Here is a 23,163-nt window from a genome sequence, read left to right as displayed (position 1 = left end):
GCGTTACCAAAACACAACAATTCAATATCAACTTGTTAATGAGCAAGGCAGGTCTTTATGTTTGGAGCAGAACTCGTCATCGTCCTGTTGGCGATTTATTTGGGCGCACGACTCGGGGGTATCGGCATCGGTTTTGCCGGCGGTCTCGGGGTGCTTGTACTTACCCTGATCTTTCAGATTAAACCCGGCGCAATCCCTTTTGACGTTATCGAAATCATCATGGCGGTTATTGCTGCTATCGCGGCTATGCAGGTCGCAGGCGGTATGGACTACCTGGTGAGCCTGGCGGAGCGAATGCTGCGTCGCCATCCGAAATACATCACCTTCCTTGCCCCACTGGTGACCTGGTTTATGACCATTCTCGCCGGTACCGGCCATACCGCTTTCTCCACGCTGCCGGTAATCACCGAAGTGGCGAAAGAGCAGGGTATTCGCCCGTCTCGCCCTCTTTCTATTGCCGTGGTCGCCTCCCAGATTGCGATTACCGCCTCGCCTATTTCCGCGGCGGTGGTCTTCTTCGCGGGTATCCTTGAGCCGATGGGCGTAAGTTACCTGACGCTGCTGGCAATCTGTATTCCGGTCACGCTGATCGCGGTAATGATCACTGCCGTACTGTGTAACTTCCTCGGTGCCGAGCTGAAAGACGATCCGGTTTACCAGGAGCGTCTGGCAAAAGGTGAAGTGAGCCTGCGCGGTAGCCAGGTCTTCGAGCTGAAGCCGCATGCAAAACGCTCCGTGCTGCTGTTCCTGATTGGTATCGTCGCCGTGATGTTCTACGCGACCGCCATCAGCGATACGGTAGGTCTGATCCAGAACCCGGTTCTGCCGCGTAACGAAGCCATTGTGGTATTTATGCTGACCATCGCGACGCTGATCAGCATCACCTGTAAAATCGACACCAGCGAAGTGCTGAACGCCAGCACCTTCAAATCCGGCATGAGCGCCTGCGTGTGCGTGCTGGGCGTGGCGTGGCTCGGTGATACCTTTGTGAAAGCGCACATCAGCGATATCCAGACCGTTGCAGGCGACCTGCTGCACAACTATCCGTGGCTGCTGGCGGTAGTGCTGTTCTTTGCCGCGACGTTGCTGTACTCCCAGGCTGCGACCACCAAAGCGCTGATGCCTGCGGCACTAATGCTGGGCGTGACGCCGCTGACGGCGATTGCCTCTTTTGCAGCGGTTTCCGCCCTGTTCGTTCTGCCCACCTACCCAACCCTGCTGGCCGCGGTTGAGATGGATGACACCGGCTCAACCCGTATTGGTAAATACGTGTTTAACCACGCGTTCCTGATCCCGGGCGTGGTGGCGATTACGCTCTGCGTGATCCTCGGCTTTATCATCGGCGGCATTGTGCTGTAAACGATTAGCCGTTGTAAAAATAGTTAAAATCGGGCCGCTCTGCGGCCCGTTTCATTAATGACCAACCGCCTTGCGTGATATAGTGAAGACTTTCGTGATGAGGAGGTCGACTTGTGAACACGCCTGATGCTGTTGTTGTACTGTGCACCGCCCCTGATGAAGCTTCTGCCCAGGATCTGGCCGCCAAAGTGTTGGCCGAAAAACTGGCTGCCTGTGTCACACTTCTTCCCGGCGCCACCTCCCTTTATTACTGGGAAGGTAAGCTGGAGCAAGAGTACGAAGTCCAGATGTTGCTCAAAACCAACCTGACAAACCAGCAGGCGCTCCTCGACTGCCTCAAGTCTCATCATCCATACCAAACCCCGGAGCTGCTGGTTCTGCCAGTGGTCCACGGCGATAACGATTATCTCTCATGGCTCAACGCTTCATTACGCTGATCCTGCTGCTGTGCAGCACGTCAGCTTTTGCCGGATTGTTTGACGCACCCGGCCGTTCGAACTTTATTCCTGCCGACCAGGCGTTCGTTTTCGACTTTCAGCAAAACCAGCACGATCTCAGTCTCACCTGGCAGGTGAAAGAGGGTTACTACCTCTATCGCAAGCAGGTCAGCATCACGCCGGCAAAGGCGAACGTCGGCGCATTGCAGATGCCCGCTGGCGAGTGGCACGAGGACGAGTTCTACGGTAAGAGTGAAATTTATCGTCAGCGCTTAAGCGTGCCCGTCACGGTGAATCAGGCGGATAAAGGCGCTACCCTGACGGTGACGTATCAGGGCTGCGCCGATGCGGGCTTCTGCTATCCCCCTGAAACAAAGGTCGTTCCGCTTAGCGAAGTGAAAGCGGCGGCCTCCCCTCTCCCCTCAGGGGAGAGGGGTGAAGGCAAAGCCGCTTCAGACCTTCCGTTCTCAGCGCTTTGGGCGTTATTGATTGGTATCGGCATCGCCTTTACGCCCTGCGTACTGCCCATGTACCCGCTTATCTCTGGCATCGTGCTGGGCGGTAAACAACGCCTTTCCACTACCCGCGCGCTGTTGCTGGCCTTTATCTATGTGCAGGGCATGGCGTTAACCTATACGGCGCTCGGCCTCGTGGTCGCTGCTGCCGGATTGCAGTTCCAGGCCGCCCTTCAGCACCCTTATGTGCTTATCGGTCTGTCAGCGGTGTTTATTCTGCTGGCGCTGTCGATGTTTGGCCTGTTCACCCTGCAACTGCCCTCTTCCCTGCAAACCCGTCTGACGCTAATGAGCAACCGTCAGCAGGGTGGCTCTGCGGGCGGCGTGTTCGCCATGGGTGCCATCGCCGGGCTGATTTGCTCCCCCTGCACCACCGCGCCGTTGAGCGCCATCCTGTTATACATTGCTCAGAGCGGCAACCTGTGGCTCGGCGGCGGCACGCTGTACCTCTACGCGCTCGGCATGGGCCTGCCGCTGATCCTGGTGACGGTGTTTGGCAATCGTCTGCTGCCGAAGAGCGGACCGTGGATGGAGACGGTGAAAACCGCGTTTGGTTTTGTCATTCTGGCGCTACCGGTATTCCTGCTGGAGCGCATCATTGGTGATGTGTGGGGTACACGTCTGTGGGCGATGCTCGGCGTGGCCTTCTTCAGTTGGGCGTTTATCGTGAGTCTGGGGGCGAAGAAACCGTGGATGCGCCTGCTACAGATCCTTCTGCTGGCGGCCGCGCTGGTGAGCGTCCGTCCACTACAGGACTGGGCGTTTGGCACCCCGGCAGGTCAAACGCAGGCTCATCTGAATTTTATACAGATTAAGAACGTGGATGACCTTAACCGCGCCCTGGCGCAGGCGAAAGGCAAACCGGTCATGCTCGATCTCTACGCCGACTGGTGCGTGGCCTGCAAAGAGTTTGAAAAATACACCTTCAGCGATCCGCTGGTACAACATGCGCTGAGCGATACCGTTCTGCTCCAGGCGAACGTTACCGCCAACAGCGCGCAGGATAAGGCTCTACTGAAGCAACTTAATGTGCTCGGGCTGCCTACCATCCTGTTCTTCAATGAACAGGGGGAAGAACAGCCGACGCAGCGTGTAACCGGGTTTATGGACGCGACGACATTCAACGCGCATTTGCGCAATCGCCAACCGTAAACAACACTTTAGACGGGACAAACCGTTGGGAATAGCGGAGGAGATAACCGTGCAACGCGAAGACGTACTGGGACAAGCCCTGCAATTGCTTGAGATTCAAGGGATCGCCAGCACCACGCTTGAGATGGTCGCCGACCGTATCGATTACCCTCTGGATGAACTTAAGCGCTTCTGGCCGGATAAAGAGGCGCTGCTGTACGATGCCCTGCGCTATCTCAGCCAGCAGGTGGATATCTGGCGCAGGCAGCTGATGCTGAATGAAGAGCTGACCACCGAGCAAAAGCTGCTGGCGCGCTATACCGCACTGACGGAGTGTGTAACCAACAACCGTTACCCAGGCTGTCTGTTTATCGCCGCCTGCACCTACTATCCGGATCCCGGACACCCCATCCATCAACTGGCAGATCAGCAAAAACGTGCCGCGCACGAGTTCACACACGAGCTGCTGACCACACTTGAAGTGGATGATCCGGCAATGGTCGCGAAGCAGATGGAGCTGGTGCTGGAAGGTTGCCTGAGCCGCATGTTGGTGAACCGTAGCCAGGCGGATGTGGATACGGCGCACCGTCTGGCGGAAGATATTTTGCGGTTCGCGCAGTGTCGTATGGGTGGTGCTCTGACCTAAGCCAGCATTCCCGTCCAGGCGGAAATAAACAAACACAGCGCCATCGCGCGCTGAAATCGCACCATCGCCACGGTGGTGCGGAAAATCCGGTTCACCGCCTTCCCCAGCCACGCCCAGCACAACAAACAGACCACGGAGATCGCCAGAAACCATAGCGCCATCAGCGCAATATCCCGAAATGCATGGTCGCTTGCCGGAGCAAACAGGCTGACAACTGCCAGCGCCATCATCCACGTTTTTGGGTTTACAACCTGTAATAACGCCGCCGCCCGCGCGGTAAAGCGGACATGGAGTCGCGGCCGGGGCGCTAAACAGCTGCCAGCTCATCCAGGAAAGCCACAGCACGCCCGCCCAGCTCATTAACTGACGTATCAGCGGATATTGACGTAACACTTCTCCTGCCCCTGCGCCTGAAACCAGAACAATAGCGCTGGCGGCAATACACCCGCCCAGGATCGCAGGAACCGTATTTTTTACGCCAAAGTGCTGACTGTTAGCCAGTACCAGAATATTGGTTGGCCCCGGTGTAATCGAGGCGACAAATGCAAACAGCAGGAAGGGTAATAAATTCACAGGTGACTCCTTTTTTATTAGAGCCACGAATGTGCCGTTATTTTCTGGAAACGTCTGGAAGGTTTGTGCACAACCGACGGTAGTGTGCCGGAGAAATACGGTATGCCCGCTGGAACCAGCGACCAAGATGGCTTTGATCGGCAAAACCCACTACCGCCGCAACATCAACAGGCAGTTCCCCACACGCCAGCATCTGTCGGGCCTTTGCCAGGCGCAGCTGGATAAGCCAGGCGTGCGGTGCCAGATGAAATTCGCGCTTAAAACAGCGGGTGAGCGTAAAGCGATCCGTACCCGTCTCACGGGCAAGGTCTGACAGCCCCACGTTCTCGCCGATATGCGCATAAAGATAGTCGCGGGCACGATGCGCCACGGCGGAGCTTTGTAGCTGAGACGGGAGTTTCTTACGCCAGTGGCAGTGGGCAGTGATCTGAGAGAGCAGGTTATCCATTGTGCTCTGTTGGACGATCTTCATCTCATCGTTATGCAACGAGGCAAATGTATCACCGATAGCGCGCACCAACTGTGGCTCTCGCGTCAGCGTTTGGGCAAAGTGGAGGGTGTAGCTCCCGGGAGTAGAGTCGTACAGCCCTTGAAGCGTACGGGTGAGCCAGTGTTCATCCAGATAAAAGGTCAGATAAGTAAAGCCCCCCTCTACCGGTGCATCACCGTCATGGATCTCCCCGGGCTCAAGTAAAAAAGCATCGCCCGGCTGGCTACGGTGGCGTTCACGGCGACAGTGGAACTGCTGGGTGCCGGAAAGGGTTATTCCGACCAGATAGCTATCATGCCAGTGGGGATCAAAGGCATGTCCTTCGAAATGCGCCTTAATTGTCTCAATACCTGTTTCTGCATGCTGACGCAGCTCAAGCCAGTCGTTTGCCATACTGCCCTCCTCTTACCGTCAGCATTGTCACATCTTGCCTGAACTGTCTGGAAGATTTGTGCAATTCCAGGGCACAAACGGACAGATTGCCGCAAACTTAAGCAGTTGAACAGCTTTTCCCGAAATAATGTTGACGATCGCGCGCGATTGCGGTTTAATGCGCTCCGTTGCCCGGATAGCTCAGTCGGTAGAGCAGGGGATTGAAAATCCCCGTGTCCTTGGTTCGATTCCGAGTCCGGGCACCACTATTTAAAGAACCCAGCCTATGGCTGGGTTTTTGCTTTTCTGTATCTGCTACGCATTGAATTTTCCCTTCTGTCAGGTAATAGTGATTTTTTTCCCTGACAATGAAAATGATATGACCTTATCTGCTTTAAAAGTCGGGTCACTGCTCCTGCTGTTGATCCTGTTTTATACCGGCCTGTTCACGAGCGATCGCATCACCTGGCTGATGGAGGTGACGCCCGTCATTATCATCATCCCACTTCTGCTTGCCACGCACCGGCGATACCCCCTGACTCCCCTTCTCTATACCCTGGTTTTCTTCCACGCCATCATTCTGATGGTTGGTGGTATGTACACTTATGCAAAGGTTCCGGTTGGTTTTGAGGTTCAGGAGATGCTCGGGCTTAGCCGAAATCCGTATGACAAGCTCGGTCACTTCTTCCAGGGGCTGGTTCCCGCACTGGCAGCGCGAGAAATTCTGCTGCGCGGTGGGTATGTTCGTGGACATAAGATGACGGGATTTCTGGTGTGCTGTGTTGCTCTGGCCATTAGCGCCACCTATGAACTCATTGAGTGGTGGGCAGCTTTGGCAATGGGACAGGGTGCGGATGATTTTCTGGGGACGCAGGGCGATCCATGGGATACCCAGTCTGATATGTTTTGCGCGCTGCTTGGTGCGTTAACGACGGTGCTGATCCTTGGGCGTTTCCATCAGCGGCAATTGCTTCGTTTGAATGTTTGTCAGGGATAGTACGCTCTGAGTTGCCGGGTGGCGGCTTCGCCTTGCTCGGCCTGCCGTTTTTCAACAAACAAACGCAAAAAGGCCATCCTTCCGGATGGCCTCTTCACTTGTTTGATGCCTGGCAGTTCCCTACTCTCACATGGGGAGACCCCACACTACCATCGGCGCTACGGCGTTTCACTTCTGAGTTCGGCATGGGGTCAGGTGGGACCACCGCGCTACAGCCGCCAGGCAAATTCTTGTGCTCTGTCCTGTGTCTTTCGCACTGATACTGCGTTGGCTGCTCTCGTAAAGTCAGTCACATACCTCAGTATGCTCCTTCCTTTCCTTCGTTTGCCGCCTTGTCTCAGCGCAAAATCCTTCGGACTCTGAATCTAAGCTGAAAATCGTGTCTGTCTCTTCGCCAAAACACCTTCGGCGTTGTAAGGTTAAGCCTCACGGTTCATTAGTATCGGTTAGCTCAACGCATCGCTGCGCTTACACACCCGACCTATCAACGTCGTCGTCTTCAACGTTCCTTCAGGAGACTTAAAGTCTCAGGGAGAACTCATCTCGGGGCAAGTTTCGTGCTTAGATGCTTTCAGCACTTATCTCTTCCGCATTTAGCTACCGGGCAGTGCCATTGGCATGACAACCCGAACACCAGTGATGCGTCCACTCCGGTCCTCTCGTACTAGGAGCAGCCCCCCTCAATTCTCCAGCGCCCACGGCAGATAGGGACCGAACTGTCTCACGACGTTCTAAACCCAGCTCGCGTACCACTTTAAATGGCGAACAGCCATACCCTTGGGACCTACTTCAGCCCCAGGATGTGATGAGCCGACATCGAGGTGCCAAACACCGCCGTCGATATGAACTCTTGGGCGGTATCAGCCTGTTATCCCCGGAGTACCTTTTATCCGTTGAGCGATGGCCCTTCCATTCAGAACCACCGGATCACTATGACCTGCTTTCGCACCTGCTCGCGCCGTCACGCTCGCAGTCAAGCTGGCTTATGCCATTGCACTAACCTCCTGATGTCCGACCAGGATTAGCCAACCTTCGTGCTCCTCCGTTACTCTTTGGGAGGAGACCGCCCCAGTCAAACTACCCACCAGACACTGTCCGCAACCCGGATTACGGGTCTACGTTAGAACACCAGCCATTAAAGGGTGGTATTTCAAGGTTGGCTCCACGCAGACTGGCGTCCACGCTTCAAAGCCTCCCACCTATCCTACACATCAAGGACCAGTGTTCAGTGTCAAGCTATAGTAAAGGTTCACGGGGTCTTTCCGTCTTGCCGCGGGTACACTGCATCTTCACAGCGAGTTCAATTTCACTGAGTCTCGGGTGGAGACAGCCTGGCCATCATTACGCCATTCGTGCAGGTCGGAACTTACCCGACAAGGAATTTCGCTACCTTAGGACCGTTATAGTTACGGCCGCCGTTTACCGGGGCTTCGATCAAGAGCTTCGCGTTGCCGCTAACCCCATCAATTAACCTTCCGGCACCGGGCAGGCGTCACACCGTATACGTCCACTTTCGTGTTTGCACAGTGCTGTGTTTTTAATAAACAGTTGCAGCCAGCTGGTATCTTCGACTGATTTCAGCTCCGCCCGCAGGGGCTTCACCTACACATCAGCGTGCCTTCTCCCGAAGTTACGGCACCATTTTGCCTAGTTCCTTCACCCGAGTTCTCTCAAGCGCCTTGGTATTCTCTACCTGACCACCTGTGTCGGTTTGGGGTACGATTTCGTGTTACCTGATGCTTAGAGGCTTTTCCTGGAAGCAGGGCATTTATCACTTCAGCACCGTAGTGCCTCGTCATCACACCTCAGCGTTAACAAGGTACCGGATTTACCTGGAACCTCCGCCTACATGTTTAAACCGGGACAACCGTCGCCCGGCTGACATAGCCTTCTCCGTCCCCCCTTCGCAGTAACACCAAGTACAGGAATATTAACCTGTTTCCCATCGACTACGCCTTTCGGCCTCGCCTTAGGGGTCGACTCACCCTGCCCCGATTAACGTTGGACAGGAACCCTTGGTCTTCCGGCGAGCGGGCTTTTCACCCGCTTTATCGTTACTTATGTCAGCATTCGCACTTCTGATACCTCCAGCATGCCTCACAGCACACCTTCAACGGCTTACAGAACGCTCCCCTACCCAACAACGCATAAGCGTCGCTGCCGCAGCTTCGGTGCATGGTTTAGCCCCGTTACATCTTCCGCGCAGGCCGACTCGACCAGTGAGCTATTACGCTTTCTTTAAATGATGGCTGCTTCTAAGCCAACATCCTGGCTGTCTGTGCCTTCCCACATCGTTTCCCACTTAACCATGACTTTGGGACCTTAGCTGGCGGTCTGGGTTGTTTCCCTCTTCACGACGGACGTTAGCACCCGCCGTGTGTCTCCCGTGATAACATTCTTCGGTATTCGTAGTTTGCATCGGGTTGGTAAGCCGGGATGGCCCCCTAGCCGAAACAGTGCTCTACCCCCGAAGATGAGTTCACGAGGCGCTACCTAAATAGCTTTCGGGGAGAACCAGCTATCTCCCGGTTTGATTGGCCTTTCACCCCCAGCCACAGGTCATCCGCTAATTTTTCAACATTAGTCGGTTCGGTCCTCCAGTTAGTGTTACCCAACCTTCAACCTGCCCATGGCTAGATCACCGGGTTTCGGGTCTATACCCTGCAACTTAACGCCCAGTTAAGACTCGGTTTCCCTTCGGCTCCCCTATACGGTTAACCTTGCTACAGAATATAAGTCGCTGACCCATTATACAAAAGGTACGCAGTCACCCCATAAAGAGGCTCCCACTGCTTGTACGTACACGGTTTCAGGTTCTTTTTCACTCCCCTCGCCGGGGTTCTTTTCGCCTTTCCCTCACGGTACTGGTTCACTATCGGTCAGTCAGGAGTATTTAGCCTTGGAGGATGGTCCCCCCATATTCAGACAGGATACCACGTGTCCCGCCCTACTCTTCGAGTTCACAGCATGTGTGCTTTCGTGTACGGGACTATCACCCTGTACCGTCGGACTTTCCAGACCGTTCCACTAACACACAAGCTGATTCAGACTCCGGGCTGCTCCCCGTTCGCTCGCCGCTACTGGGGGAATCTCGGTTGATTTCTTTTCCTCGGGGTACTTAGATGTTTCAGTTCCCCCGGTTCGCCTCGTTAACCTATGTATTCAGTTAACGATAGTGCAACGGATTGCACTGGGTTTCCCCATTCGGACATCGCCGGGTCAAGGGTTCATATCACCTCGCCGGCGCTTTTCGCAGATTAGCACGTCCTTCATCGCCTCTGACTGCCAGGGCATCCACCGTGTACGCTTAGTCGCTTAACCTCACAACCCGAAGATGTTTCTTTCGATTCACCATCGACTTGCGAAAATTTGAGAGACTCGAACACACATGAGCTGTGTGTCGTTTCAATTTTCAGCTTGATCCAGATTTTTAAAGAGCAAATATCTCAAACATGACTCGCAAGTCAGTTTTGAGATATTAAGGCAGGTGACTTTCACTCACGAACCAGCAAGTGGCGTCCCCTAGGGGATTCGAACCCCTGTTACCGCCGTGAAAGGGCGGTGTCCTGGGCCTCTAGACGAAGGGGACGTACAGTCTCAATCGCAAGACGCCTTGCTATTTACTTTTCATCAGACAATCTGTGTGAGCACTGCAAAGGCAGGTTCTTTAAGGTAAGGAGGTGATCCAACCGCAGGTTCCCCTACGGTTACCTTGTTACGACTTCACCCCAGTCATGAATCACAAAGTGGTAAGCGCCCTCCCGAAGGTTAAGCTACCTACTTCTTTTGCAACCCACTCCCATGGTGTGACGGGCGGTGTGTACAAGGCCCGGGAACGTATTCACCGTGGCATTCTGATCCACGATTACTAGCGATTCCGACTTCATGGAGTCGAGTTGCAGACTCCAATCCGGACTACGACGCACTTTATGAGGTCCGCTTGCTCTCGCGAGGTCGCTTCTCTTTGTATGCGCCATTGTAGCACGTGTGTAGCCCTACTCGTAAGGGCCATGATGACTTGACGTCATCCCCACCTTCCTCCAGTTTATCACTGGCAGTCTCCTTTGAGTTCCCGGCCTAACCGCTGGCAACAAAGGATAAGGGTTGCGCTCGTTGCGGGACTTAACCCAACATTTCACAACACGAGCTGACGACAGCCATGCAGCACCTGTCTCAGAGTTCCCGAAGGCACCAAAGCATCTCTGCTAAGTTCTCTGGATGTCAAGAGTAGGTAAGGTTCTTCGCGTTGCATCGAATTAAACCACATGCTCCACCGCTTGTGCGGGCCCCCGTCAATTCATTTGAGTTTTAACCTTGCGGCCGTACTCCCCAGGCGGTCGACTTAACGCGTTAGCTCCGGAAGCCACGCCTCAAGGGCACAACCTCCAAGTCGACATCGTTTACGGCGTGGACTACCAGGGTATCTAATCCTGTTTGCTCCCCACGCTTTCGCACCTGAGCGTCAGTCTTTGTCCAGGGGGCCGCCTTCGCCACCGGTATTCCTCCAGATCTCTACGCATTTCACCGCTACACCTGGAATTCTACCCCCCTCTACAAGACTCTAGCCTGCCAGTTTCGAATGCAGTTCCCAGGTTGAGCCCGGGGATTTCACATCCGACTTGACAGACCGCCTGCGTGCGCTTTACGCCCAGTAATTCCGATTAACGCTTGCACCCTCCGTATTACCGCGGCTGCTGGCACGGAGTTAGCCGGTGCTTCTTCTGCGGGTAACGTCAATTGCTGAGGTTATTAACCTCAACACCTTCCTCCCCGCTGAAAGTACTTTACAACCCGAAGGCCTTCTTCATACACGCGGCATGGCTGCATCAGGCTTGCGCCCATTGTGCAATATTCCCCACTGCTGCCTCCCGTAGGAGTCTGGACCGTGTCTCAGTTCCAGTGTGGCTGGTCATCCTCTCAGACCAGCTAGGGATCGTCGCCTAGGTGAGCCGTTACCCCACCTACTAGCTAATCCCATCTGGGCACATCCGATGGCAAGAGGCCCGAAGGTCCCCCTCTTTGGTCTTGCGACGTTATGCGGTATTAGCTACCGTTTCCAGTAGTTATCCCCCTCCATCAGGCAGTTTCCCAGACATTACTCACCCGTCCGCCACTCGTCAGCAAAGCAGCAAGCTGCTTCCTGTTACCGTTCGACTTGCATGTGTTAGGCCTGCCGCCAGCGTTCAATCTGAGCCATGATCAAACTCTTCAATTTAAAAGTTTGATGCTCAATGAATTAAACTTCGTAATGAATTACGTGTTCACTCGTTGAGACTTGGTATTCATTTAGTGTCCGAAGACATTAAGAATCCATGTCACTTTGAGTGCCCACACAGATTGTCTGATAAATTGTTAAAGAGCAGTTGCGACGCGCTTCAGCGCGCTGTCGCGAGGTGGCGTATATTACGCTTTCCTCTTTCAGAGTCAACCCGTTATTTCAGGATTTTTTCTCTTCAGCCGACCGGGTTATCTGTGAAGTGATTCACATCCGCCGTGTCGATGGAGGCGCATTATAGGGAGTTCCCGAGCGACCGCAACAGAAAAGTTGCAAAAAAATGACTGACTGCTGTATTCCCCAGCAAAACCCCGCCTTATACCTTTTTACACACAGACTTATCCACAATCCATTGACGATCCCGGTGTGATCCAGCGATTTGAACACTATACTAGCGGCAAATATTTCTCTCGCGGGCCAACCTCATGACGACACAACGACTTCAACGTGACTGGCGTACCCCAACCGCCGGGCTCGCCGTGCTGGTGTTACTTATGGCAGGTTTTGCACTGCATACGCACTGGAATGCTTTTATTCAGTGGTGCCTCGCCACCCAAATCACCCTGCACCGATATCTGGTGATGTATCTGCTGCAACTTAATAATCATCAGTACAGCGGTGGGCTATGGTTGTTAACCGGTGCGTTTCTTTATGGTGTACTCCATGCCGTTGGACCTGGGCACGGCAAATTTATCGTTACCACGTATCTCACCACCAATAAAGAGAGCCAGCTCGCGGCGCGCGTCGTACCGTTTATCGGTAGCATGATGCAGGGCGTCATCGCGATCGTCTTTGTCTTTATCCTGGCGGTTGGATTGAACCTCGCGTCAGGAGATATCAGCACCAGCCGTTGGTACGTCGAGAAAATCAGCGCCGTGCTGATTGCCGTCTTCGGTGCGTTTATCATTTATCAGGCGCTCAGCAGCCTGCGTCCGCGCAAAATGGCGATTAGCGCCATCAAGCCGCTTCACCAGCATAATGAACGCTGTGGCTGCGGCCATCACGGCGTAGGGGTGGATCTGACTAAAAGCGACTGGAAAACCCGTCTGGGCGTGGTGCTGGCCATTGGCGCACGCCCGTGCAGCGGGGCAATTATGATCCTGATGTTCTCGAATGCGCTCGGTATTATTAGCTGGGGGATTGCTGCTGTGATGACAATGTCGCTGGGCACGGCGCTGTCGATTATGGGGCTGTCGCTGGCAGTACGTTACGCGCGTGAACGCACAGTAACCTGGTTTGGCGGCGGCACGTCCCTGAACTGGGTAATGCCGATGGTCAAAATTGCCGGAGGGATTGTTCTGATACTGTTCGCGACGATCCTGTTCCTGACGGTGATCCCCGTCAGCGCCGGCGGCGACTATATTGCCGCAGGATGCTAATAAAAGAAAACCCGCCAGCGGCGGGTTTTTTTATCACTCGTTAATTCGAGGATGCTGATCGACAAGGCGAGAGCGTTTTGTCTGGAGCGCCTCAATCTCTGCGTCAATATCTTCAATCTTCTGCTCTACATTATCGTAGTGCTCACGCAGGATCTCTTTCGCTTCCTGAATATCAGACGCCGCAGGCGTTGCCCCTTTCAACGGACGATTCGCCGTCTCCTTCATGGTAATACCGGTAATCAGGCCGATCACCGCAATGACCATCAGATAGTAAGCAGGCATCATCAGGTTCTGCGTGCTCTCCACCAGTGAAGCAGCAAGCGTCGGCGTCAGGCCCGCAATCAGAACGGAGATATTAAAGGCTGCCGCCAGCGCACTGTAGCGAATATGCGTCGGGAACATTGCCGGCAGCGTAGAAGCCATCACCCCGATGAAGCAGTTGAGGATCACCGCCAGCATCAGCAGACCGGCGAAAATCAGCCCCAGCACATTGCTGTTAATCAGAATAAAGGCCGGGATTGCCAGTGCGAACAGGGCTACGCTGCCGAGAATAATGAATGGCTTACGGCCAAAGCGGTCGCTCAGCAGACCCATAATCGGCTGCACAAACAGCATACCCACCATGATGGCGATAATAATCAGCACACCGTGGTCTTCCGAGTAGTGCAGGTTATGCGACAGGTAGCTCGGCATGTAGGTCAACAGCATGTAATAGGTGACGTTGGTGGAAATCACCAGACCAATACAGGTCAGCAGGCTGCGCCAGTGTTTGGTCGCAATCTCCTTGAACGACACTTTCGGGCCATCCTGTAACCCTTCACGGTCACCCTGCTCCAGCTTTTCAACGTGCTGCTGGAACGCAGGCGTCTCTTCCAGGGCGTGACGCAGATAAAGCCCAATGATGCCCAGCGGCAGCGCCAGGAAGAACGGAATACGCCAGCCCCAGTCAAGGAAGTTCTCTTCACCCACTACGGTTGAGATCAGAACCACAACCCCCGCGCCCATGACAAAACCGGCAATCGAACCAAAGTCCAGCCAGCTGCCCATAAAGCCACGTTTACGGTCCGGAGAATATTCAGCGACAAAAATCGATGCGCCGGTATATTCGCCACCAACGGAGAAGCCCTGCGCCATCTTACAGATCAACAGCAGAATCGGCGCCCATATACCAATAGTTGCATACGACGGAATAAGGCCGATACAGAATGTACTTATCGACATGATGACAATGGTAATAGCCAGGATCTTCTGGCGACCATATTTATCACCCAGCATGCCGAAGAAAAGGCCACCGAGAGGACGAATCAGGAAGGGAACGGAGAACGTACCCAGCGCAGCAATCATCTGCAAGCTGGGATCGGCACCAGGGAAGAACACTTTACCAAGTGCATAGGCCACAAAGCCGTAAACACCAAAATCGAACCACTCCATCGCATTACCGAGCGAGGCCGCTGTAATCGCTTTGCGCAGTTTCGCGTCATCAATAATGGTGACATCGCGCAGCGTGATGGGTTTTACTTTTTTCCTTCTAAGCATAGCTTTCCTCGTAGACTCAGCCCCGTCCGTTTCACAGCGCATTTTGCAAGCTGTGAACCAGAGATCCGCTCCATGCGAATCTCCTTATTCAAGCGTAGCAGGTTTACTTACATTGACGTTTTACCTCAATACAACCGAACCTGTTGACGCCTGTCTGGGCAGTTAAAGACCTTTTTACCCTACCAGCGTTTATATATGTGATCAACTTCACACTTATTTTTCCTGTTCGTAAGTTGCCTTCAGCTTTTGTCAATTCACGATAAATAAGGTCATTCTAAACCCCCTTATCAAACAGATCTTAACGCCCGTTATTATTCCTCCCCAAACAAAATGCAAGCACATTTTTTCACAGCGAATTTACACAAAATTCAATTATTAACAGTGGGCAATCCTGTTTACATTCAATATGTGACGAAGATAACTAAAACAGCGTTTTATTTTCGTTGAATCACAATTCCAAAGATCGCATGATAAATCCGAACACGATATCCCAGCGGCTTTCAAATGAAGGAATGCTGAACACCTGAATTTCGCTCTACAGCATAAATAACGAATCGATTGGCCCTAAAAAAGGCAATCTTTTGAATTTGTTGATCTATTTTTTGAGCTTTCCGCCAGCCATGCGGACGAGATGTGAGGGTTAATGATGAAGATTAAAGCAACAATAGAACGCATCCCGGGCGGGATGATGCTGGTCCCGCTGGTACTTGGCGCGATATTAAATACGCTGGCCCCGAATACCGGTGCTTATTTTGGCGGTTTTACAAAAGGTATGATTACCGGAACGGTACCGATTCTGGCAGTCTGGTTCTTTTGCATCGGCGCATCTATTAACTTGCGTGCAACAGGTACGGTATTACGTAAATCAGGGACGCTGGTCATTACTAAAATTGCGGTCGCCTGGGTTGTTGCCATGATCTGTGCAATGTTCATTCCGGAGAATGGAATTCAGACCGGCTTCTTCGCCGGATTATCCGTTCTGGCCATAGTCTCAGCAATGGATATGACCAACGGCGGTCTCTATGCCAGCCTGATGAATCAATATGGCACCAAAGAAGAATCGGGCGCGTTCGTGCTGATGTCCCTGGAGTCGGGTCCGCTGATGACGATGTTGATTCTGGGTTCTGCCGGCCTTGCCTCTTTTGAACCACACCATTTTGTCGGGGCGATCCTGCCGTTCCTGATTGGTTTTGCGCTGGGCAACCTCGATCACGATCTGCGTGATTTCTTCAGCAAAGCCACCCCGGTACTGATCCCGTTCTTCGGCTTCGCGTTGGGCAATACCATCAACCTGAACGTGATTCTGGAAACCGGCCTGCTGGGCATTGTGCTGGGTGTTGCCGTCATCGTCATCACGGGTATTCCACTGATTATTGCAGACCGCGTCATCGGGGGCGGCAACGGAACCGCGGGCGTGGCCGCCTCTTCGGCCGCAGGCGCTGCGGTAGCCAACCCGGTGATTATCGCCCAGATTAATCCGGCCTTTGAACCCGTGGCCGCTTCCGCCACGGCTCTGGTTGCCGCCAGCGTGATTGTGACGGCAATTCTGGTCCCTGTCATCACGGCACTGTATGCCAGACGCTTTGGGCATGTGCCTGAGTCCCGGACAGAACCTGAAGCGGTAGAAATGCACCACTAACCCTTTCGCCCCCTCCTTAAAAAAAGGGGGCAATCACGTACCAAATATCTCTTCCACCATGCCATCCACCAGCCGTTTTGCCGAACAGAGTCTCGGCATTCCCAGCGCGACCGTTTGCCAGCTCTGCGTCACTGACCAGCTCACCGGATGTTTATCCGCCTGACACCAGTCCCCCAGCCAGCCCAGCATATCTTTATAATCAATCAGACCGGGAGAAGCGGGCGTCGTCAGCCACTGATGGTAAAAATGCCGGGTGGTGGGAGAAGCATTAATTCCCTGTGCCAGATAGTTTGCGGCCATGCTGCGCAGATTATCTTTCAGCATGGCCGCCACATCGCTATTCGCCAGACGACAGGCATCGCCAAACGCCCCCCAGCGCAACTCTTCCAGCACGATAAAGCAGCGGCCAGCCAGCGACCAGCCGTCATACTGCCCGGCTCGCCAGCGGGTAAAAATTTGCTCGCTGTGCTCACCCGCCTGAACCGTCAGGCCGCGCTGCGCGAGCGCTTTCTCTTTATAGGCGGCACGCTGGTTGAAATGTGCGGAGAGCTCTTCGTACTGTTGCAACAATCCGGGCGGTTGAGGGAGGCGTGGATTCACCTGCTGGCGCAGGGCTACCAGCCTGTCGGACATACGGGTCAGCGCAAGGTGTCCGGGGTCGAGCATACCGGCCAGTTTCTCCGCCAGACCCAGCCGCAGCGCTGCATTTTCGTTGAGCATTCCCGCCATTGCCCACGGCCGCAGCCGGGTCTGCGTAATGATCTCCTGCGTCAAACGCTCACGAAATTGCAGTTGCTGTGGCCCCAGGAGGGAGTGACGTGCAGCGTCCGCCCCCTGGACCAAATCGACCATAAATTTTGGATGAATACACTCCAGCGTCCGCCCGGGACCGTCCAGTAGCTGTGTTGTCATGGTTGCTCTGCCGCGAATAAGGTTTGAATATCATCGCGTAACAGTCGGGTATCTTCCTGAATCCACGCCGCAGTAGTCATACTTTGCTTCAACAACTGGCTAAGCGCCCGGGTTGAATGTTCATTCTGCTGCCGCACGGCAAGGCTATCACGCAAGCTTTCCTGTAACCCGGTCAGGCACAACGAAAACTCTGCAAAGAACGTTGCCATACCTGCCGTAACAGAGACATCGACCTGCGCGGCCAAAGCTTTACGTATTTGATCGCAAAACTGATCGATATGTTGCGTAAATTTGCCATGAAGCTGAACGATGTCGATGACATAGCGTGTGCGCGTCACGACATACTCTTCCCAGCCCCAGCCGGGATTATTGAGCCAGCGCGAGACGGTATTACGTACGCTGCCTGCCCCGGCTGGCTGACTGGCGGGAGGGGTGTCCTGCACAATGGCATCATTAAATAAGCCGCGCGTATTGAAATTAAGCTGGTTTGCCTGAAACGCCGGGAAGCTAATCCGCGCCCGAAATCCGGCATGACTGAGCTGTTCCTTGATTCGCGTCTCGATAGGGCGCATCGCCTCATTCAACGATCGGGCAAGCGTAGACTCCAGCTGATCGAAGCGTAACGCCAGCTCCCGGCCAATTCTGCTCTGCGCATTCAGCAAAATCTGCTCGCATGACGATCGGATCTTGCTCAGGACAATCTGCGCCTGCCCTTCATCGTCAAGCACCAGCTGCTGGATCGCATCCGCGTCGTCTGCACGCAAACTGGATGGCTCGCGCCCTGCTAAATCAAGAATAGACGGGCGGCTAAAAATGTCGCCCAGCGCCTGGTGAAGTTCACCTTTCTGGCGAAGCAGGAATGCATCCGTTGTGTTGAGCGCCTCTTCAACTTCATGCTGGACCTCATCGCTCACCACGCTCTGCCGCTGACGCAGCAACGTCATATCCTCTTCCAGACGCGCAATATTCAGCTCCAGCTCATCAAAAGCGACCGTCAGTCCCTGATGGCGAAAATCCAGGTATTCTCTGGCATTTTGCGCATAGTTCAGCAGCTTATGCGATGCCGACCGCAAAGCGAACAGCGAGGCGTTGGCGTAAGCCGCGTAAATCAGTTTGCGTATGGGCTGTTCGAACAGCGAATCCTCCCACAGCAGATCCGCCGCATGGCGAATATGGTCAATATCGTCCAGGTCGGCCGTTCGCCAGCGGCGGCCCAGCGCGGCCTCGGCAAAATCCTGTACCCAACGCTGATCCTGATGATCGGGAAGGCGCCCATGAACGTTCATCTCATAGCGGGCGCGGTTTGCCAGATAGGCCCACATGGAAGAGACCGGATAAATTTGCCCCGGAGAAATATTTCCTTTCATCAGCGTGCCGGAAATCATCGCCCGCACCTGCTCTTCATCGTCGCTGTTACGATCTTTCTGATCGAATTTGTTGACCAGGGCGTAAAGCGGCACGGATTTCCCGGCAGCCGAAATTGCCTGACGAACCTCCGCATCAGAAATAGATTTAAGCTGTGTATAGTCCATCACCGCCAGCACGGCGGAGGCGCGCGCCAGCTGCTCGCTGAGCATTTTTTGCAGGTGCGGCTGACCGGCCTCGTTCGGCCCCGGCGTGTCGAGCAGCGTCAGTTGCCCCAGGTGCGCATCCAGACCGGCGAGATGCACAAACTCCACCTCAATCACCGGAATATGTTCTATCGCGGCATACTCAGAGAACGGAAACTCCACGCCCAGCGCCTGAGACAGCCGCACCAGATCGTTCAGGCTTTTCAGACAATGAAAGATGGGCTCCGCGCCCAGGTGATGTTTTTCAAACGCCTCACCTCTTTCTATGCGCTCCAGCAGCGTATTCATGTCCTTGTCGATTTCCACACGCCGCGCCAGCTTACCGCGATCTTTATCGCACAGTTTTTTCTGCAACTGGGTAATCAGGGTATCGATGGGCGAAACGTGCAAAAAATGCAGCACCGGCTCCTTCTGGCCCGGCGTATGGCGGATCAGCGTGGGAAGTGCCGTCATCGGACGATTGCGGTTCGGCAGCACTTCCGTGCCCACAATCGCATTAATGGTGGTCGATTTTCCCGCTTTCATGGTACCCACAATCGCCAGCACCATTTCGAGGCGGGTTATTTTGCGTAATTCGTTATTCAGCATCGCCTGCTGAGCGTCGACACCCCGTGCGCTAAAATGTAACGGCAAAACGTTGTTATTAACGCCGCTCATCGCAGCGGCTGTGCTATCCAGCTTTGCAATCGGCATAGATTTTAATGAATCAAGATTGTTCAGAGCGAGCTGTAACAATCGTTCAGCTTCCTGGCTTAATTCAAATATGGTCTGTGTGTGCATGATAAAAGCCTTCCCTTAACGCAAATTTATTACTTTTATTAAGCCACGATGTTTTAATTATACTTTTCAGGCTTATATGATCACGTATGGAAAACATGTTCATTTAATACAACTAACTGAAGATAATGAGAATTTAAAAACCACCCTCGTAATACGTGTAAAACATCCCCTGGCCAGAAAGCCAAAAGTGAATAGACAAAACGCATTTTCAGGAAACATCAGGATATATCATCGTTATTTACCCACCAAAAAAGAGAGGTATTCCCTGGCGCCAAAAGATGTATGGCGTCAGAAGAGGATAGATAAATAACGGCTTGTTCCTTCACCTTATCCGAAATGGCACAGCGTAGCAATTTGCTGTAATAAAATATTCGATACATTTAGCATGATTACGATCTCTGCCGTTCAGGGCTTAAGATTCCCTTAATTCACTGACAGTTCGTGTCATCGCTTGCGCATTTATGCGCTATTTTTATAAAACAATATCACCGACAAAAGTGGGGATTTGCGTTATACTCGCTGCCTTTTTCGGCACACTGCCGTCATTTAGCTGGCGTTTTCCAGCGTGTTAACACTTTTGAGGATACCAACATGCAACTTCCACACTGCCCGAAATGCAATTCTGAATACACCTATGAAGACAATGGCATGTTCGTTTGCCCGGAATGCGCCCATGAATGGAACGATGCGGAGCCTGCACAGGACAGCGATGCGCTGATCGTGAAAGACGCGAACGGCAACCTGCTGGCAGACGGCGACAGCGTTACCGTTGTGAAAGATCTGAAGGTAAAAGGCAGTTCCTCCATGCTGAAGATCGGCACTAAAGTCAAAAATATCCGTCTGGTTGAAGGCGATCATAATATCGACTGCAAAATTGACGGCTTCGGTCCGATGAAACTGAAATCTGAGTTCGTGAAAAAGAACTGATTGTCCCGCCCGGTGACGCTTCGCTTACCGGGCGTTCGGGAACTACACTTAACGGGCTTTTCTTACGTGAGGTAAAGATTATGCCGTTAAGTCCCTACATCTCTTTCGCCGGCAACTGTGCGGAGGCGACCGCCTTCTATCAGCAGGCCATCGGCGCAGAACTCCTCTACAAAATCACCTTCGGCGAAATGCCCAAAGACGAAAACAGCGAAGAAGGCTGTCCGTCAGGCATGAACTTCCCGGATACCGCCATCGCCCACTCTAATGTCCGCATTGCCGGCAGCGATATCATGATGAGCGATGGTCTGCCACCCGGTAGCAGCACGCAGTACGCCGGATTTACGCTGGTGCTCGACACGCAGGACGTGGATGAAGGCAAACGCTGGTTCGACAACCTCTCTGATGGTGGCAATGTCGAAATGGCCTGGCAGGAGACTTTCTGGGCGCACGGATTCGGGAAAGTCACCGATAAATACGGCGTGCCGTGGATGATTAACGTCGTTAAGCAGCAGCACTAATTTTCGGGCGGTGGGCAGTCTGCCTCCGCCTGTCATCAAACTCCCCTCAACTCTTCAAATTCCCGCAACCGAGACTTAACCCAAATGTCATATTGATGCGCCAGCATGAGGCCACATTTATCGTGAGGCCCGGCACATGCAAACTGTCATTCGCGTCGAGAAACTGAGCAAAACCTTCCATCACAACAAGGCGCTGCATGCCGTTGATCTGACCGTCCAGCAGGGCGAAATGGTGGCGCTGTTGGGGCCGTCTGGTTCAGGTAAATCCACCCTTCTTCGTCACTTGAGCGGCCTGATTACCTGTGACAAAACGCCGGAAAGCCGCGTCGAACTGTTGGGGAACACCGTGCAACATGCGGGGCGTCTGGCGAGCGATATTCGCAAAAGCCGCGCTCAGACGGGCTATATCTTTCAGCAGTTCAACCTGGTGAACCGCCTGACCGTGCTCGAGAACGTGCTGATAGGCGCGCTCGGCAGCACCCCGTTCTGGCGCACCTGCCTGCGCTGGTTCTCCCCATCCCAGAAGCAAGAAGCCTTACAGGCGCTGACCCGCGTCGGCATGGCGCATTTCGCCCACCAGCGCGTCTCCACGCTCTCCGGCGGACAGCAGCAGCGCGTCGCCATCGCCCGCGCCCTGATGCAGAAAGCCAAAATCATTCTGGCCGATGAACCTATCGCCTCGCTGGATCCGGAATCGGCCCGCATCGTGATGGAAACCCTGCGCGACATCAACCAGAACGACGGCATCACCGTGGTGGTGACGCTGCATCAGGTGGATTACGCCCTGCGCTACTGCGAGCGCATCGTCGCCCTGCGTCAGGGCCATGTGTTCTTCGATGGCGCAAGCCACCAGTTTGATAACGAACGTTTCGATCATCTCTACCGCAGCGTAAACCGCGTCGAAGAGCGCGCGCAGGCTGCTTAACGTCCCCATAACGAGGAATGGACATGAACTACAAAGCCGTTGCCGCGCTGGCCTTCACCAGCATGTTCAGCATCAGCACCCTGCTAAGCCCTGCTTACGCTGAGGAACAGGAAAAAGCGCTGAACTTTGGCATCATTTCAACGGAATCACAGCAAAACCTGAAGCCGCAGTGGGAACCGTTCCTGAAAGATATGGAAACCAAACTGGGGATCAAAGTAAACGCCTTCTTCGCCCCGGACTACGCGGGCATCATTCAGGGAATGCGCTTCAACAAAGTCGACATCGCCTGGTATGGCAACCTCTCTGCTATGGAAGCGGTAGATCGCGCGAACGGCCAGGTCTTCGCCCAGACCGTTGCGGCAGACGGCTCCCCGGGCTACTGGAGCGTGCTCATCGTTAACAAAGACAGCCCGATCAACAACCTCAACGACATGCTCGCCAAACGCAAAGAGCTGACCTTTGGTAACGGCGACCCGAACTCCACTTCCGGCTTCCTCGTCCCTGGCTATTACGTCTTCGCGAAAAACAACGTCTCCGCCAGCGACTTTAAGCGCACGGTCAACGCCAGCCACGAAACCAACGCCCTGGCCGTGGCGAATAAGCAGGTTGACGTCGCCACCAACAACACTGAAAACCTCGACAAGCTGAAGACCTCCGCGCCGGACAAGCTGAAGGAAATCAAGGTTATCTGGAAATCGCCGCTGATCCCGGGCGACCCGATCGTGTGGCGCAAAAACCTCTCTGAGAATACCAAGGACAAGGTCTACGACTTCTTTATGAACTACGGCAAAACGCCGGAAGAGAAAGCGGTTCTGGCGCGTCTGGGCTGGGCGCCGTTCCGCGCGTCCAGCGATTTGCAGCTGGTGCCGATTCGCCAGCTGGCGCTGTTCAAGCAGATGCAGGGCGTGAAGGATAACAAGGGTCTGAAGGAAGAAGAGAAGACCAGCAAAGTGTCGGAAATTCAGGCGCAGCTGGACGATCTCGACCGCCTGACCGCCGCGCTCGGTGCCATGACCAGCGTGAATAAAGCGGTGCAGTAACGCTTTTCTCCCTCTCCCTTGAGGGTGAGGGGGAAATACGCACGCTGATGCCCTCACCCCGGCCCTCTCCCACAGGGAGAGGGAGAACAGATCGTAGGCCGGATAAGCGTAGCGCCATCCGGCACACAAAGAGCCACGGAG

General features: G+C 54.0%; 15 protein-coding genes, 2 tRNA genes, 3 rRNA genes and 1 pseudogene. 12 read left to right on the top strand and 9 right to left on the bottom strand.

The window, feature by feature from the left end:
* Positions 1–57: 57 nt before the first annotated feature.
* The 4 genes from ACQG0T_RS02030 to ACQG0T_RS02015 all read left to right on the top strand — a co-directional run bounded on the left by ACQG0T_RS02030 (position 58) and on the right by ACQG0T_RS02015 (position 4,088).
* Positions 58–1,359 (top strand): anaerobic C4-dicarboxylate transporter, encoded by a 1,302-nt coding sequence (locus tag ACQG0T_RS02030; protein ID WP_003855921.1) that lies wholly within the window; start codon positions 58–60, stop codon positions 1,357–1,359.
* A 113-nt stretch (positions 1,360–1,472) separates the two neighbouring features.
* Positions 1,473–1,796 carry a divalent cation tolerance protein CutA gene (gene cutA, locus ACQG0T_RS02025; RefSeq protein WP_003855908.1) on the top strand — a complete coding sequence of 108 codons (324 nt, stop codon included), beginning with the start codon at positions 1,473–1,475 and terminating at the stop codon, positions 1,794–1,796.
* A complete protein-coding gene (locus tag ACQG0T_RS02020) occupies positions 1,772–3,463 on the top strand; it encodes a protein-disulfide reductase DsbD (RefSeq protein WP_017694687.1) in 1,692 nt (563 codons plus the stop codon). The genes cutA and ACQG0T_RS02020 overlap by 25 nt, the downstream gene beginning before the upstream one ends.
* 49 nt (positions 3,464–3,512) lie before the next feature.
* Complete coding sequence (locus ACQG0T_RS02015; RefSeq protein ID WP_017383972.1) at positions 3,513–4,088, top strand: transcriptional regulator; 576 nt, start codon at positions 3,513–3,515, stop codon at positions 4,086–4,088.
* Here ACQG0T_RS02015 and ACQG0T_RS02010 read toward each other — a convergent pair.
* Positions 4,085–4,661, bottom strand: a pseudogene (locus ACQG0T_RS02010) (LysE family translocator). The gene ACQG0T_RS02015 and the pseudogene ACQG0T_RS02010 sit on opposite strands and share 4 nt — an antisense overlap.
* A gap of 37 nt (positions 4,662–4,698) precedes the next feature.
* Positions 4,699–5,544: an AraC family transcriptional regulator gene (locus tag ACQG0T_RS02005; RefSeq protein ID WP_040117102.1), complete on the bottom strand. Its 846-nt coding sequence runs from the start codon at positions 5,542–5,544 to the stop codon at positions 4,699–4,701.
* 169 nt (positions 5,545–5,713) lie between these two features.
* On the opposite strand from ACQG0T_RS02005, the gene ACQG0T_RS02000 reads away from it, so the two are divergent.
* Together ACQG0T_RS02000 and ACQG0T_RS01995 are read left to right on the top strand one after the other, a co-directional pair.
* A tRNA-Phe gene (locus ACQG0T_RS02000) sits at positions 5,714–5,789 on the top strand.
* Between the two features lie 113 nt (positions 5,790–5,902).
* The gene (locus ACQG0T_RS01995) at positions 5,903–6,520 is read left to right on the top strand and encodes a DUF2238 domain-containing protein (RefSeq protein ID WP_026094410.1); all 618 of its coding nucleotides are present in this window, start codon (positions 5,903–5,905) and stop codon (positions 6,518–6,520) included.
* A 107-nt stretch (positions 6,521–6,627) separates the two neighbouring features.
* Here ACQG0T_RS01995 and rrf read toward each other — a convergent pair.
* The 4 genes from rrf to ACQG0T_RS01975 form a co-directional block, all read right to left on the bottom strand.
* Positions 6,628–6,743: ribosomal RNA gene (gene rrf / locus ACQG0T_RS01990) — 5S ribosomal RNA — on the bottom strand.
* A gap of 192 nt (positions 6,744–6,935) precedes the next feature.
* Positions 6,936–9,841, bottom strand: a 23S ribosomal RNA gene (locus ACQG0T_RS01985).
* A 192-nt stretch (positions 9,842–10,033) separates the two neighbouring features.
* Positions 10,034–10,109: transfer RNA gene (locus tag ACQG0T_RS01980), tRNA-Glu, on the bottom strand.
* Positions 10,110–10,193: 84 nt separating this feature from the next.
* Positions 10,194–11,735 (bottom strand): 16S ribosomal RNA (locus tag ACQG0T_RS01975).
* Together the 16S, 23S and 5S rRNA genes with 1 tRNA gene alongside form the textbook arrangement of a ribosomal RNA operon.
* 485 nt (positions 11,736–12,220) lie before the next feature.
* On the opposite strand from ACQG0T_RS01975, the gene ACQG0T_RS01970 reads away from it, so the two are divergent.
* Positions 12,221–13,174 carry a nickel/cobalt transporter gene (locus tag ACQG0T_RS01970; protein ID WP_045340455.1) on the top strand — a complete coding sequence of 318 codons (954 nt, stop codon included), beginning with the start codon at positions 12,221–12,223 and terminating at the stop codon, positions 13,172–13,174.
* 33 nt (positions 13,175–13,207) lie between these two features.
* Here ACQG0T_RS01970 and proP read toward each other — a convergent pair whose 3' ends face one another.
* Positions 13,208–14,710, bottom strand: a complete 1,503-nt coding sequence (proP, locus tag ACQG0T_RS01965; RefSeq protein WP_015570231.1) for a glycine betaine/L-proline transporter ProP — start codon at positions 14,708–14,710, stop codon at positions 13,208–13,210.
* Between the two features lie 646 nt (positions 14,711–15,356).
* On the opposite strand from proP, the gene kdgT reads away from it, so the two are divergent.
* A complete protein-coding gene (kdgT, locus tag ACQG0T_RS01960) occupies positions 15,357–16,349 on the top strand; it encodes a 2-keto-3-deoxygluconate transporter (protein ID WP_017382657.1) in 993 nt (330 codons plus the stop codon).
* Between the two features lie 33 nt (positions 16,350–16,382).
* Here kdgT and ACQG0T_RS01955 read toward each other — a convergent pair whose 3' ends face one another.
* Together ACQG0T_RS01955 and crfC are read right to left on the bottom strand one after the other, a co-directional pair.
* Positions 16,383–17,261, bottom strand: coding sequence for a diguanylate cyclase regulator RdcB family protein (locus ACQG0T_RS01955; RefSeq protein WP_023295782.1), 879 nt, complete (start codon positions 17,259–17,261; stop codon positions 16,383–16,385).
* Positions 17,258–19,612, bottom strand: a complete 2,355-nt coding sequence (crfC, locus tag ACQG0T_RS01950; protein WP_271040526.1) for a clamp-binding protein CrfC — start codon at positions 19,610–19,612, stop codon at positions 17,258–17,260. The genes ACQG0T_RS01955 and crfC overlap by 4 nt, the downstream gene beginning before the upstream one ends.
* Before the next feature lie 591 nt (positions 19,613–20,203).
* On the opposite strand from crfC, the gene ACQG0T_RS01945 reads away from it, so the two are divergent.
* The 4 genes from ACQG0T_RS01945 (at position 20,204) to phnD (ending at position 23,022) form a co-directional block, all read left to right on the top strand.
* Positions 20,204–20,539, top strand: coding sequence for a zinc ribbon domain-containing protein YjdM (locus tag ACQG0T_RS01945; RefSeq protein WP_003860206.1), 336 nt, complete (start codon positions 20,204–20,206; stop codon positions 20,537–20,539).
* Positions 20,540–20,619: 80 nt separating this feature from the next.
* Positions 20,620–21,057: a VOC family metalloprotein YjdN gene (gene yjdN, locus ACQG0T_RS01940; protein ID WP_045327679.1), complete on the top strand. Its 438-nt coding sequence runs from the start codon at positions 20,620–20,622 to the stop codon at positions 21,055–21,057.
* A 136-nt stretch (positions 21,058–21,193) separates the two neighbouring features.
* A complete protein-coding gene (phnC, locus tag ACQG0T_RS01935; protein WP_003860210.1) occupies positions 21,194–21,982 on the top strand; it encodes a phosphonate ABC transporter ATP-binding protein in 789 nt (262 codons plus the stop codon).
* Positions 21,983–22,005: 23 nt separating this feature from the next.
* Entirely contained in the window at positions 22,006–23,022 is a 1,017-nt protein-coding gene (gene phnD, locus ACQG0T_RS01930; RefSeq protein WP_032104778.1) for a phosphonate ABC transporter substrate-binding protein, read from the top strand.
* Positions 23,023–23,163: the final 141 nt, after the last annotated feature.

The organism is Enterobacter cloacae complex sp. 302F9, assembly GCF_050030335.1.
In the GTDB taxonomy this organism is placed as follows: Bacteria; Pseudomonadota; Gammaproteobacteria; order Enterobacterales; family Enterobacteriaceae; genus Enterobacter; species Enterobacter hormaechei_C.
This window is presented reverse-complemented; position numbering and strand designations above follow the sequence as displayed.